At 58.0% G+C, this 13,136-nt stretch carries 13 protein-coding genes; 2 read left to right on the top strand and 11 right to left on the bottom strand.

Annotation, left to right across the window (positions count from 1 at the left end; genetic code table 11):
- Positions 1 to 321 precede the first annotated feature (321 nt).
- On the top strand, positions 322 to 2,409 hold the full coding sequence (locus tag RBB75_RS03565; RefSeq protein ID WP_179639360.1) for a S53 family peptidase: 2,088 nt from the start codon (positions 322 to 324) through the stop codon (positions 2,407 to 2,409).
- Positions 2,410 to 2,564: 155 nt separating this feature from the next.
- Positions 2,565 to 4,304 carry a hypothetical protein gene (locus RBB75_RS03560; protein WP_353069549.1) on the top strand — a complete coding sequence of 580 codons (1,740 nt, stop codon included), beginning with the start codon at positions 2,565 to 2,567 and terminating at the stop codon, positions 4,302 to 4,304.
- A 243-nt stretch (positions 4,305 to 4,547) separates the two neighbouring features.
- Here the strand turns inward: RBB75_RS03560 and RBB75_RS03555 are convergent, their stop codons facing one another.
- The 11 genes from RBB75_RS03555 to RBB75_RS03505 form a co-directional block, all read right to left on the bottom strand.
- Positions 4,548 to 5,312 (bottom strand): class I SAM-dependent DNA methyltransferase, encoded by a 765-nt coding sequence (locus tag RBB75_RS03555; protein WP_353069548.1) that lies wholly within the window; start codon positions 5,310 to 5,312, stop codon positions 4,548 to 4,550.
- Between the two features lie 84 nt (positions 5,313 to 5,396).
- A complete protein-coding gene (locus tag RBB75_RS03550; RefSeq protein ID WP_353069547.1) occupies positions 5,397 to 5,837 on the bottom strand; it encodes a VOC family protein in 441 nt (146 codons plus the stop codon).
- A gap of 26 nt (positions 5,838 to 5,863) precedes the next feature.
- Entirely contained in the window at positions 5,864 to 6,259 is a 396-nt protein-coding gene (locus RBB75_RS03545) for a VOC family protein (protein WP_353069545.1), read from the bottom strand.
- A gap of 82 nt (positions 6,260 to 6,341) precedes the next feature.
- A complete protein-coding gene (locus tag RBB75_RS03540; RefSeq protein WP_257031154.1) occupies positions 6,342 to 6,857 on the bottom strand; it encodes a DUF4142 domain-containing protein in 516 nt (171 codons plus the stop codon).
- Positions 6,858 to 6,949: 92 nt separating this feature from the next.
- A complete protein-coding gene (locus RBB75_RS03535) occupies positions 6,950 to 7,318 on the bottom strand; it encodes a YbjQ family protein (RefSeq protein ID WP_179639355.1) in 369 nt (122 codons plus the stop codon).
- Positions 7,319 to 7,513: 195 nt separating this feature from the next.
- Positions 7,514 to 7,855 (bottom strand): L-rhamnose mutarotase, encoded by a 342-nt coding sequence (locus RBB75_RS03530; protein WP_353069543.1) that lies wholly within the window; start codon positions 7,853 to 7,855, stop codon positions 7,514 to 7,516.
- Between the two features lie 39 nt (positions 7,856 to 7,894).
- Positions 7,895 to 8,953 (bottom strand): anthranilate phosphoribosyltransferase, encoded by a 1,059-nt coding sequence (trpD, locus tag RBB75_RS03525; RefSeq protein WP_353069542.1) that lies wholly within the window; start codon positions 8,951 to 8,953, stop codon positions 7,895 to 7,897.
- 67 nt (positions 8,954 to 9,020) lie between these two features.
- Positions 9,021 to 10,184: an MSCRAMM family protein gene (locus RBB75_RS03520; RefSeq protein WP_353069540.1), complete on the bottom strand. Its 1,164-nt coding sequence runs from the start codon at positions 10,182 to 10,184 to the stop codon at positions 9,021 to 9,023.
- 78 nt (positions 10,185 to 10,262) lie between these two features.
- Positions 10,263 to 10,637 carry a hypothetical protein gene (locus RBB75_RS03515; RefSeq protein WP_353069538.1) on the bottom strand — a complete coding sequence of 125 codons (375 nt, stop codon included), beginning with the start codon at positions 10,635 to 10,637 and terminating at the stop codon, positions 10,263 to 10,265.
- Between the two features lie 158 nt (positions 10,638 to 10,795).
- Positions 10,796 to 11,191, bottom strand: a complete 396-nt coding sequence (locus RBB75_RS03510) for a hypothetical protein (protein WP_353069537.1) — start codon at positions 11,189 to 11,191, stop codon at positions 10,796 to 10,798.
- 225 nt (positions 11,192 to 11,416) lie between these two features.
- A complete protein-coding gene (locus tag RBB75_RS03505) occupies positions 11,417 to 13,030 on the bottom strand; it encodes a B12-binding domain-containing radical SAM protein (RefSeq protein ID WP_353069535.1) in 1,614 nt (537 codons plus the stop codon).
- Between the last annotated feature and the right edge of the window lie 106 nt (positions 13,031 to 13,136).

Below are 13,136 nucleotides of genomic sequence, written 5' to 3'. Positions count from 1 at the left end.
GGGTTTTTGCGAAAAGGCTGGTTTTGATTGTGGCTTTTGGGTGGTGAGAACGTGGTGGATTGCGTGGTGAACGTGGTGTTCTGGCAGCGTGTTTTTTGGCTTCGAAAGATGTGACAGGTTTTGAAAGTTTTTTTCGCCTCACGCAAAAGCAGTTTTGGAGCTTGACCTTGCCGGAGGAGGCCCGTAGTATTCGTCCACCGAAGTCACTTAGTACCAACGGCGATGCCTCGCAATCCCACGTTCGTTGTACGCCCACGCTCCTCTCACCACTGACTCACCACTGAACCGATCGATAAATCAATCTCATGAGGGTATTTTGCTATGAAGCAGCACTCTTTTCGTAATCATGCCTCTTCTCGCCTTACTATCGCCGCTGCGCTGGGAGCTTTTGCGCTGACGGCGGGTTCGGCATTTGCTGCCCCGGCCAGCCAGACGACGAATGTGGGCCCGGAAGACGAATCCAAGCAGATTTCAGTGAGGGTTTGGCTGAATCCGCATAACAAAGCGGCTTTGGATGCCGCGGTCGAGCAGATGTATGACAAGGGCTCGGCGAACTATCACCGGTTCCTGACGTTGAAGGAGTTCAACGAGAAGTTCGCGCCGACTGAGAAAGAAGCCGGCGTGGTTCGCGAGTACCTGGCGGCTCACAATATGAAGGTGACGTCGACGGAGAAGAATAACCGTTTTGTTGTGGCCGAAGGGAAGGTTGGGGACGCGCAGACGGCATTCAATACCAAGATCAACAAGGTGATGGTGAACGGAGAGGTCCACCATGCCAACGCGACGGAAGCATCGGTTGCGGGACCGGCGAGCGCGCTGGTGGCGACGGTGCAGGGGCTAAGCGATCTCAAATATCATGCGATGGTAAAGCCTTCGGTGAACCCAGAGAGCGGCGTGCCTTATGAGGGAGTCTCTCCCTCCGCGGCCGGCGCCGACGGACTGTTCTACAGCGCGGACTGTCTGCGTGGAGCCGCGTCGAAGGTCTTCAAGACAGATGGAGCATTTCCGGAGGCGTTTTATGCCGGCAATCTTTATGGAGCCAGCATCACGAATGCCAAACCGCCGAATCTGCCGCCGTGCGGCTACGATGCGGCTGAGATCCAAGAGGCGTACGGCCTGAAGCCGCTGTACAAGAAGGGCCTGGACGGGGCTGGACAGACCATCGTCATCGTCGATGCGTTCGGCTCGAACAGCATTGTGTCCGATGCGAATCTGTTCTCGCAGCTGAATGGATTGCCTGCGTTCACGTCTTCGAACTTTCAGATCGTGGAGCCGACCGGGCCCGCTACCTGCACCGCAACGAACGGGTGCATTGCAGGGAACTGGCAGTACGAGACGACGCTGGATGTGGAGTGGGCTCACGCGATCGCGCCGAATGCCAACATCGTGCTGGTGCTGACAGCGGACAACTCCTTCACCAATCTTGATCTTGGCAATCTTGCTGCAATTCAGAATGGATATGGCAACGTGATCTCGAACAGCTTCGGGATCTCGGAGATTGCGCTGAAGGACCTGGATCCATCGGAGCTGGTGGTAGAGAACGGCATTGCGCAGATCGCTGCGGCATTGGGGATCTCGCTGAACGTATCCACTGGCGACAGTGGGGATGAGCTGATCACGAATAATGCCGACTTCGGCATCAATGCGGTATCGGTGAACGCGAATGCGGACTCCCCGTATGCGACGGCGGTTGGCGGCACCAGTACGTTTCTGGATGCGCACAGCAACATCAAACTGCAGACGGGATGGGGCTTGAACCTTGCGCGAATTGCCAACCCCACTCCGAATCCTCCCGTGATTCCTCCGCTGCTGTTTGGCTTTCAGTCCGGTTCGGGGGGCGGCACCAGCGTTGTCTTCGCCAAGCCCAAGTTCCAGAAGAGCCTGAAGGGTAAGTTCCGTCTGTTGCCGGATATCTCGATGAATGCGGACCCGCAGACCGGCAACGAGATCATCGTTTCGCCTGACGGCAATCCCGCGAATGCGACGGTGCTGGTGTTCGGGGGGACGAGTCTTTCTTGTCCGATGTTCTCCGGCTACTGGGCGATTGCGAATCAGGCTGCGGGAGTTCCGCTGGGGCAGGCCGCGCCAATTCTTTATGAGTTGTCGGAGGGCGCCATCACGGACGTCAACGTAACGCCAGTCGATACGCTGCTGAACGTGTCGGGCCTCATCATCGACCCGCCGAACAGTCCGATCTTTGAAAGTCAGGCTGCTCTGGCACAACCATTGGAGAACACGAAGCTGTTTGTGAGTGCGTTGTACCAAAGCCCCAGCTCGACTCGCTGGGACGTGCTGACGTTCGGAACGGACTCCTCGCTGGTCACTGGACCAGGCTGGGACAATGTGACTGGGCTGGGCACGCCGAATGGTGCGACGTTCATCAATAGCGTTGTGAAGGCTGTGCAGTAGAAGTTGGACTGTTTTTTCCAGGCTGGTTTTGTCTAGCTGCTATCTAGCTGTTAGCTATCTAGCTGTAATCCGGGCCGGAAGTCTGTGGCGATACGATCTGCCAGAGACTCCGGCCGGAAGTACGTTCATCTTTGAGAACTCCACGAGGACACTATATGAACACTTCCCGTTTAATAACCCTGGCGATCTCCGCCGGGTTTGCGCTCACCCCGACACTACATGCCACCCAACAGAAGCACATCGATGTTCACAAGAAGGGAACGACCAGTATGGCTCAGGCCCGAGCGCTGGTTGAGTCTCCTGCGACTTCGGCACTGTATGCGATGAAGCCGAAGGCGATGCGGAAGCAGATGCCGAAGCCGTTCGTCGGCAGATCTCATGTGGAGCTGAATAAAGCGACAAGCGCGGGTCTTGTATTTGGCGGCTTTCCGATTGTGGCTCCCGATAAGACGTTCACGGGTTTCGACGGACTTGACTCGACCGACTCGGGCGAAGCGAATGGGTTTGTTGTGGAACCACCGGACCAGGGTCTTGCGACCAATGGCGAGGAGATTCTGGAACCGGTGAACCTGGCGCTGCGGGTGTTTACGAAGACGGGAGCGCCTTTGACTCCGCCGGTGAGTTTGAATGCGTTCTTCGGCGTGCCGACGGCGCCCAATAAGGACGGCTCGACAGATCAGTTGTCCGATCCGCGGGCGTTTTACGATTGGGAGTCGAAGCGCTGGTTTGTGACGATCCTTGAATACGCCACCACGCCTGCGGGGGCTTTGGTTGGAGGTTCGGAGGTGATCGTTGCTGTCAGCGATACGAGCGATGTGCTGGGTACCTACACGGTGCAGTCCATCGATGTCTCGGACGCGGGCTTTGGGCAGTGCCCGTGCCTGGGGGACCAGCCGTTGCTGGGATTGAACAAGGATGGCGTGTATCTGAACACGAATGAGTACTCGAATACGACGGGGTTCTTTCAGACGGCACTGTTGATTGCGGTCAGCAAGCGCGACCTGATTGCGGGTTCGTCGAGCGTGGCTGCTGCAGGGTTTGACGGTCTGCCGGTGGCAGAGGGGCAGGCGTTTTCGATTCAGCCATCGTTTCCTTCGCCTGGAACTTCGACCACGGAGAATCGCGGGACGGAGTACCTTGTCAGTTCGCTCGACTTCACTGGAACGGTGGACAACCGTCTGGCGGTGTGGTCGCTCACCAACACCCAGAGTCTGAATGGAAGCGTGCCTAATCTGAACCTGCAGTTGACGGTAATTCCGACGCAGGAGTATGGGCAACCGGTTCCTGCAGTGCAGAGAGTTGGAAGCTATCCGCTGGGGCAATCGCTGGGAGAGCCTGAAGAGGCGATTGATACGGGCGATGACCGCATGATGCAGGTGTTTTACTCGCAGGGCAAGCTGTACGCGGCGTTGAATACAGTTCTTCTCGACCCCAAAGGAGCGAGCGGACCACGTACAGGCGCTGCCTGGTTTGCGATCGATCCGAATGCTACGTTCAGTTCTGTTTCGGGGAAGATCTGGAAGCAGGGATTGATCGGGATCGCCAATGGGGCGGTGATGTATCCCGCGTTTGCGGTGAACGGTGAGGGCAACGGTGTGATTGCGTTCAGCCTTACGGGGGAGAACTACTTTCCAAGTACGGGGTATGTCGATTTCAGCAAGGGAAGCGTTTCGCCTAAGGTGCATCTGGCCGGGATTGGTCAGACGCCGGACGATGGTTTCTCGGGCTACCCGGAGTTTGGGGGTGGGGGAGTGGGTCGCTGGGGCGATTATTCCGCAGCGATGGTGAGTCCGAACGGAGATCTTTGGATGGCTGCGGAGTATATTCCGAATACGTTCTCTCGCCCACGGACCACGTATACGAACTGGGGAACCTTCGTTTATCAGGTGCATTGAGATGAGGGCGGGCGTTCTGATGGACGTCCGCCTTTTATTTGGTTGGCTGTAAAGGAACTGAGCGCCACTACTCGTGTGGTTGGTGACTGTCTTTCGGAATGTGTCGCTGTTCGCGGCGAATGGCGTGTGGGGACGCTACTATGTGTTCTCCTACAGCCAGCCGGCGGGTGGTGCTCCATGCATGGGCGATCCGTTGACTGGCCGGGCGTGTGGAACGTTATTTGCGGCTCGGATTGTGGAACGTCAGGGCCATCTTGCGAGAACAAGAGGCTGGTGGTAGTCACTCTCTCGGGGCATCAGCCAGACCGGCTCTTCAAAACCCACCGAGCGTAATGCATCCGAAAGTTCCTGCCGTCTGACGCAACGGTACTCCGACACGAAGTGGTGTGTAGTCCAACTGTGATCGGCTTCGATTGTGATGTAGAGGTGCAGCGTGTATCTTGCTGCTTCGGTCCAGTCCCAGACCTGATGGACGATTCTTCGGCTCCCTTTGCTGCCGAAGAACACGGGTTCCTGCATGGCTGGTTTTTGCTGGAGGAGCAAGTCGTAGTCTCGAATACTTGCGATGAACAGTCCACCTGAGTTCAACCGGCTTGCCATTGCTCTGACAGTATGGATTAGTTCGTCTGATGTGAGGTGGGGCAAGGCGTTATCGAAAGCTGCAACAACATCAAATCCGGTTTCGGGGATCTCCTTCAGATCCGTCATGTCCGAGACATAAAATTCGATGTTCAGGCCGCGCGCGTAAGCCTCTCGGGCAGCCCTTGTCACCTCCATAGGACTTATGTCGGAGCCAACAACATGATGTCCTCGTGCGGCGAGACCCAAAGCCTGGGTACCAATACCGCATGCGCAGTCGAGAATCCTCAAGTGCTGGCCGGGCAGTTCTCGCGAGATCACGGTGTCCAGAATCCTCGCCTGCCTCTGAATAGACCGATCCCAATCTTCAAAGATTAGGTGGTAGTAATCCGCCATCGAGTCATAGAAGCTCAGCACCTGATCCGACATCGGCTTCCACCTGCCTTTCGCAGAAAGGATACCCACTACCCTCAACTCGTTCGCAGAAAACGGGGTTATCGGCAGGTTCAGGAACTAGTCTGGGTCAGAGTAGAGGGCTTCGTCCGGGGCGTCGGTGGGGCTCTCGAAGTCTAATTTGTAACCGTCGGGGTCCGGAAGGATGGTGACCCACATGGCGTTGCCTACGAAGGGGCGTTGCGGGTGGAGACCATTTGCGAGCGCTGCGCGATAGATGGCGAGGGCGTCGTTGCATTGGAAGCAGAGGGAGATTCCTTCGCCGAGTTTACCGGGTGGGCGTTTGTCAGGGCGGAACTCCTGGAGCATGAGAGCTGCGCCTTCGAGTTGCAGCCAGCACCAGCGGAGCTTGCCGCCGTCGATCCACTCTTTGGTCTTTTGGAAGCCGAGGCCGTTGATGTAGAAGCGGAGGGAGGCTTCAATATTTGAGACTGCGAGGAAGGGGACGACCTGCTGGATGTTCGGAGCTAGTTTTTCTTCTTTGCGTTGGAGAGTCGGCATCCGATTTCCTTTCGCGAAAAGATGACTTACTTGTCGGCGAGGGGCTGCCAGAGTTCGATGCGGTTGCCTTCGGGGTCGGTGATCCAGGCGAAGTGGCCGAAGTCAGCGCTTTCGCGTTTAGGGTCGATGGGGATGTTTTCGGCGGCGAGCTGGGTGAGGAGTTCGTCGAGATTATCGACGCGGTAGTTGACCATGGCTTGCTGTGGGCCTCTTTCGTTGCCGGGGCCGAAGTGCTTGCTGCTTTCAGAGAAGAGAGACCAGGTGGTGCTGCCTGTGGTGGCGGGTATCTCGTCCGTCCAGAGGAAGGTGGCTCCGCCATAGTCGGAGAGGGTGATGCCGAGGTGCTTGGCGTACCAGGCGGAGAGGGTTTTAGGGTCGCGTGCGCGAAGGAAGATGCCGCCGATGCCTGTGACTCGAGCCATGAGTGTCTCCTGATTTGAAGACGAGTATACAAAACCGGAGTTGAGGCGAGGGGCTCGAATCGCGAATGAGTGTCGGATGCGGTTAGTTTGTCTTGTCGGTGCCGTGGAGAGCGCCGATGTGACGCTTGACGATGAGGTCGGTTTTGGCGGCGAAGGCTTTGTATTCGCTGGAGCCGTCGATGGCCTCCTGGGCGAAGAGCTTTTCGTCTTTATCGTGGATCACGGCCATCTCGCTGAGATAGGTTTGGTCGAAGTCGGCGGCGGAGAGAGTTTTGAGATGGTCGAGCTTTTGCTGGAACTCTGAGTTAAGGACAGGGGCGATGAGGACTTTTTCTGCAGCGGATATGCGCTTTAGTTCGCTGTTGACGAGTTCGTGATCGTGCACCTCGGAGGTGGCGAGGTCTTTGACATCCTGAGCGACAGCCTTTTGAAGGGCGATCTTGCTGGCTTCTACTTCGTATCGGCCGCCCTGGGATACTTTGGCTACGAATGCCTTGTCGGTATCGGAGGCGGTGCTCTGCGCCAAGAGCTGGCCTGCGGAGGTAAAGGCGAAGAGTGCGGCGGGCAGGCAGAGGGCTGCGAGAGATTGCTTCATCATTGGGTGCTGGCTCCTGAATGAGTCCTGAGAACGATCGACACTTCTCTAGTTAGATGCAGGCGCAGAGGGTTTAGCCAGATGCCAGAAGAAATTCAAGCACTTTTGATGGGTTCTACGACGACTGCGGTGCCGTAGGCGAGGACTTCGGTGACTCCGTTCATGAGCTCGTTGGCGTCGTAACGGAAGGAGATGACGGCGTTGGCGCCTAGCTGGGCGGCGTGGAGGGTCATCATGGCGTAGGAGTCCTGGCGGGTTTTTTCGCAGAGCTCGGTGAAGATGGTGATGTCGCCGCCGACGATGGTTTGGAGCCCTGCTCCGATTGTGCCAAGGATGTTGCGCGAGCGAACTACGATGCCGCGGACGATGCCGATGTTCTGGACGATGCGGTAGCCGGGGAGCTCGAAGGCTGAGGTGACGAAGGCTGGGTGGATGGAGTTCGTGGGCGGTGGGTAGGTCGACATGTTGGAGCGACTCCTGAGTGGCTGGAGAAGATACGGATTGGGGGTTAGTTTGGTTCCGATGGTGGTTGCCGCTCGGTGTTGGAAGTGCTGTCGCCAGGGCAATTTGTCTGATGGTTTAGAGACTGCAACGCAGATTCCCTTCGGGAATGACAAACAAGAGAGCCAAGACGACTCTATATCAACCGTGGCGTTGCTCTAGTCGATGTGGAAGACTTCTTCGAGGGGGGACATGAGCTGGTAGGGGTCTTTGCTGGTGGTTTGGACGAAGAAGTCCTTCATCTCGGACTGCCAGAGGGCGTTGATGGGTTTGTCGCGCATTCTGGTCTGGGCTAGTTGGAAGTCGTTGGTTTCGAGGTAGCCGATGAGCTGGCCGGCGGGCGTGAGGAAGAGGGAGTAGTTGTGCCAGCCGGTGCGCTGGAGGGCGGCGATCATGTCGGGCCAGACGGCGGCGTGGCGGCGGCGATACTCGTCGAGGCGGTCGGGCTTGATTTGGAGGAGGAAGCAGACTCTTTGCCTGGTTGGGTGGTCTGGGTTCATGGGGTTCTCTTGTTTGTTGCTCGATGCTTGTTGCTGGATTCAGACGCGGAGGCTGGCGATGAGTTTGGTGACGGTTCCTGAGTCGATATTTCTGGCGGCGAGGGCGATGCCGTTGTGGAGGTCGAGGGCGAGGTCTGCGGCGACGAGGACGGCGGCGGCGTTGAGCAGGACGATGTCTCGGCGGGGGCCTTGTTCTCCGGAGAAGATGGCGGTGAGGATGGCGGCGTTGGTTTGGGCGTTGCCGCCCTGGAGGGTTTCGATGGGGGCACGCTCGAGGCCGAGGTCTTCGGGGGTGATGGTGGCGATGGTGATGGCGCCGTGGTGGACTTCGGCGAGCTGGGTGGGGCCGCTGATGGAGATCTCGTCTATGCTTCCGTGTGGGCCGCTGGTGGGGCCTTTTCCGCGGAGGGTGGTGCCGTGGACGACGAAGGCGTGATGGGTGCCGAGGAGGCACATGGCTTCGGCGACGATGGGGACCAGATGCTCGGAGTAGACGCCCATGACCTGCGCGGAGGCTCCGGCGGGGTTGGTGAGCGGGCCGAGGATGTTGAAGATGGTGCGGACTCCGAGGGCGCGGCGGACGGGCATGACGGCCTTCATCGCAGGGTGCAGGCTGGGAGCGTGGAGGAAGGCGAAGTGGTGGGTGCGGAGGGTGGTCGCGGCCTGGTATGGGGCGAGGTCGACGGGGATGCCGAGGGCTTCGAGGACGTCGGCTGATCCGGTCTGCGAGGTGATGGCGCGGTTGCCGTGTTTGGCGACCATGAGGTTTGCGTCCGGCGTTGCGGCGGCGACGAGGGCGGAGGCGGTGGAGATGTTGAAGGTGCCGCTGGCGTCGCCGCCGGTGCCGCAGGTGTCGACTAGGTTGGTGCGCTCGGCGTCGGTGAGGGGGATGGGGGTGACGGCGGTGCGCATGACGTCGACGAAGCCGGCGATCTCGGAGGCGGTTTCGCCGCGGGCTGCGAGCGCTCCGAGGAGGGCGGCAATCTCGAGGTCGGCGAGCTGGCCGGCGAGGATCTGCTGCATGAGGTCGCGGGCTTGTTCGCGGGTGAGAGTGGTGCGGGCTTCGAGGATCTGCTTGAGATGGGGCTGGGGCGGCATTAAATAAAGCGTAGCAGGTGGGTGCGCCGTAACATGCGGCAGGTGTATAGAAAGTACGGCGCGAGGTTTATTGAGATGAGTTCGCGAGATCAATCGACAGATCGGAGACGTCTCCGTTTTGGACAGCTATCGGCATCGACAACGAAGGTTTGCGGTCCTGCGGATCTTCCGGGAGCGAGTTATCGACCGGAGAGTAAACCATCAAGTTGTAGTTGCCTTGCGGTAGGAGATCGAAGCGGAAGAAGCCTTTCTCGTCCGCGACGGTTCCGTGGCGGTTTTCAGGATCATTTTGATCTTTCAGTTCGAGACCAGCGCCCTTGATCGGGATTCCCCGGCGATGAATTATGCCGCTGATTGAGCGGAGAGCAGTGAGGTCGGCGGTGAAGTCGATGCCCTGCTTCTCGTCGCCCTGAACGAGAGTGATCTTCTGGGCTTTGCTCTCTTGCGTAGAGGAAGGAGCGTAGAAGACGAGATTGACATCTCCCGGCTGTGTTGTGGAGAGGGTAAGAATATTTCCCGGGCCTATGTCGGTTTTCAGGTGATTCGCAACGATCTTCGCCGAGACGATATAGGTTCCTGCGGGGAGGCCAGTTATACGATATCTCCCGCGATCGTCCGTTGCGATACCAGATTGAAAGGTTGGAGTGTCGATTGAGCCTTGACCGTTGTTCTGGCCGGTGGATAGATGTTTGATCCGCTTTGCGATGACGGTAATGTTTTCGATCGGGGCTCCGTCGTCATAGGTGACTCTGCCTGAGAGGGCTGCACCTCGCTCGATGGAGATAGCGATGGTTGCCGAGGAGCCGTTTTCAAGGGTCACATGCGGGATGCGATTGAGGACCACTTTGCGTATCTGAGGATCGCTGTTTTGCAGTGCTTCGGGAGAGACGAGATGGAGAGGCTGCAGGTAGCCGGGGAGAGAGACATCGATGAAGTATGTGCCTACGGATACATTGGAAAAGAGGATGCGGCCGTCGCGGTCGGTGGTGCTTTCCTGGCGAGTCTGCGTTGGTGATTCTGGCGTGTTGGGAAGAGGACTCAGTACGACATGGACAAAGCGCGCTGGTGCTCCCGAGTCTGCGCAGAGGATGCGTCCTGTGACGAGTCCGGGGCTGAGAAGTTGCTGCGCGAAGCCAGTACACTGCAGAACGGACGCGCAACAAAAGACGGTAAAGACACCCAGTTTCCACGTAATAACTCTTTTGTTGCTGCAGCTGCAACGAAGTTTCATCCCATGCCCCGGCGATCATGGTAACAAACCAAATACGAGACTTTGCTGGCCACTGTGTCTGAAGTGAGGGGTGACGAATCAGGGAGAGTTTGTTTGTGTCGGCTGCCCGGTACCAGGGCCAAACCATTCGTACATGTTGCGATATGAGTCGTGAAGTTTTTCAAGATCGCGAAAGTTGAATGGATCGTACCAATTCGATTGTCCGGAGAAAAAGTCTTCGGAGCGTTCTAACTCGACATCCGTGAAGTGAACCGCATGGACCGTATAAGTCGTTCCAGGAACGCCCGGAATGGAGAGCACTCCCTGGGCATAGCCCTGGGTCCCGTTTTTGTCGGTGAATCGTCCGGTAGCTAGGACATTTCCCGCATCATCTTTTAGAGTGCACTCTACCGTTGCTTTATAGAAGGCCTGGACGGTGATATCCAGATCGGTCTCGCATGTCGCGATCACCATGCCACTCACTGGGTCGATATCTAATAAGGCGCTTCCCGTTACTCCCTGAGCCGATCCTTTGCGACCGAGGCAGATACAGAGAAGGACGGCAAAGATGATTCGAGTAAGACGCCTCGTATCGTATCTCCTCACTGTATTTGGGGCGTATGGAAACACCTTCACAGCGGCTTTCCAAAACTCTCCAATATCGTTGCGTGGAGTTTTTTGAAAGCCTCTTCTTGCATGGTATTGCGAAGTAGATCGCGATACCGAAGAGTGACGGCGTCTTCTTGTTGCTCCAAAGTTTTGAGCTCAGTTGGAGGATTCGGATCCTCTCCTGGTCCAATAACGTCGGTGGGGAACCGAGCGTGAAACCGGGTGATGATCTCGACGACCCGAGTATGAATTGGATCGATCTCTCCCTGATAGGCGAGAGACAGTCTTTTCAAATTTGCGCTGTCATCGTCGCTCAGTTGGAATCGAGCCCCTAAAAGGCGTCTGAAATATGGCTTAGGATCGTGCGAAGCTTCAGCTTCATCGGCGAGTTTCTCGTATGTCATCGATTGTCGGAACAACGTTCGAAAAGCGTTCCTATCGAGCCTGTCGGGAGAGACCGACGAAGTGGGATTTTGCTGTGCTCCAGATTGTGGGCAGTGGAGAAAAAGCGCCATCACAAAGAAGGCGAGAGTTGGCAGAGGAGGATGAAAGATTCGCTGTGCTCCCATAGGCGAACACTGTTGCATCTTTGGAAGAGGTTGGCAAGGCAATTCAATCTACGTGCTTGCTGAACCGCTCACGCGCTATAGCTTTGTGATTACCGTGAAGGGGGACGGATTCTCCTGCGGACCGAGGAAGGCTGGGCGGCGGAGGTTGGCGGAGGAGAAGGCGTGCTCCCATGCGGGGGATTGGAGTTCAGGCATGGGTTTGGCGGCGAAGAGTTTGCGGCATTGCTTGGCGGTCCAGCGAGCCCAGGTCTTGGACTTCTTGCGGCGGGCGCTGTCGGTGGAGATGCCGGTGCCGGCGTACATCTGGCGGTAGAGCTTGGAGAGGAACATGAAGGCGATGCGTGCGCGGAGGGTGGGGGTGCAGGCGCTGCGCTGCCAGATGGAGGGCCAGTCGTAGAAACGGTCCCAGACTTTTTGCGTGCGCAGGCTGATCTCGGATGAACTCATGGAGGGATGCGGGGTGAACATCTTGGGGCGAATGGCGGTGGGGATGAGCCAGTAGCGGGTGATGGGGATGTCGCCGGTTGGGGTTGCGACGACTTCGGGTGCTTTGGCTTGCTCTTTTTCCCAGCGGCCGAAGTCGACGGTGCCGGGGAAGGGCGTCATCATGACGAACTGGGCGAAGGTGACGCCGGCTTTGAGGGCCATCTCGACGGTGGCGTCGAAGGTGGCGGGCTTGTCGGTGGGGAGGCCGAAGATGAAGGAGCCGAGGACGTGGACGCCGTGCTTTTTGAAGGTCAGGAGCTGACGGGCTAACGCTTCGCCGGAGTAGTTGAAGTCTTTGAAGACGGCTTTGAGGCCTTCGGGGGTGACGGCTTCTACGCCGACGAGGGCGCCTTTGATGTTGGCCTTGCGCATGGCGTCGAGGTACTCGCCGTCTTCGCCGGCTTCCATGGTGATCTGGGTGAAGAAGACCATGTCTTTGGGGAGCTTGGCGAGCTCTGCCATGAGGAGGAAGCGTTCGGCGCGGATGGCGGTGAGCTCGGCGAGTTTGGCTTCGTTATTTTGTTCGCGGGCGAGGCGTAGGTCAGTGAGGGTGACGGGGTAGAAGTTGTCGTCGGCGAGGGCGATGAAGCGGAAGCCGATCTGGCGGAGGTTGACGATCTCGTCGATGACGGACTGGTGGGGGCGCTGGCGGGGCTGCTGGCCGTCGGTGCGCCAGACGCTGCAGAAGGAGCAGTGCTTGGGGCAGCCACGAATGGTCTGGACGGAGGCCCACATGTACTTGTCGCGGGGCATGAGGTCCCAGCGGGCGGCGAGGAAGTCTGTTCCACCGATGCGGCCGCCTTCGTAGATTTTTTCGGGCTGGTTGCCGGAGAGGATGTCGGTTACGGCTTTGCCCCAGGCGATGTCGCCGTCGCCTTTGACTACGGCGTGGGCGTGGCCGCGCTCGAAGGCTTCTTCGGGAAAGAGCGTGGCGTGGATGCCTCCATAGATGACCCAGGCTCCGCGCTCGCGGGCGATACGACCGACCTCGTAGCCGCGGAGGGCGTTGCCGGTGTGGACGCTGATGCCGACGATGTCGCCGGACTGGATGGATTCGGGGATGATCTGCTCGATGGATTCGTCGATGAGGATGGGGTCGCCTGCGAGGGAGGGTGTGGCGGCGGCGAGGACGAAGAGCCAACGTGGCGTGATGACTGCGGTCCCAAAGGAGTTATCGCTGGGATTTACGAGATGAACACTCAAGAATCCAACTTTGCTGATGCAGGTGCAGTGGGTTCACAGAGTGTTTGAGAGTGGAACGAATCAACGCGGAGCTGCGGCAGGCGGTGAGTGCTGGCCGGGAAGATTC

It is taken from the genome of Tunturibacter empetritectus, assembly GCF_040358985.1.
Classification (GTDB): Bacteria; Acidobacteriota; Terriglobia; order Terriglobales; family Acidobacteriaceae; genus Edaphobacter; species Edaphobacter empetritectus.
Note: the sequence above shows the minus strand (reverse complement) of the source record. Positions and strands in the feature narration are given on the sequence as shown.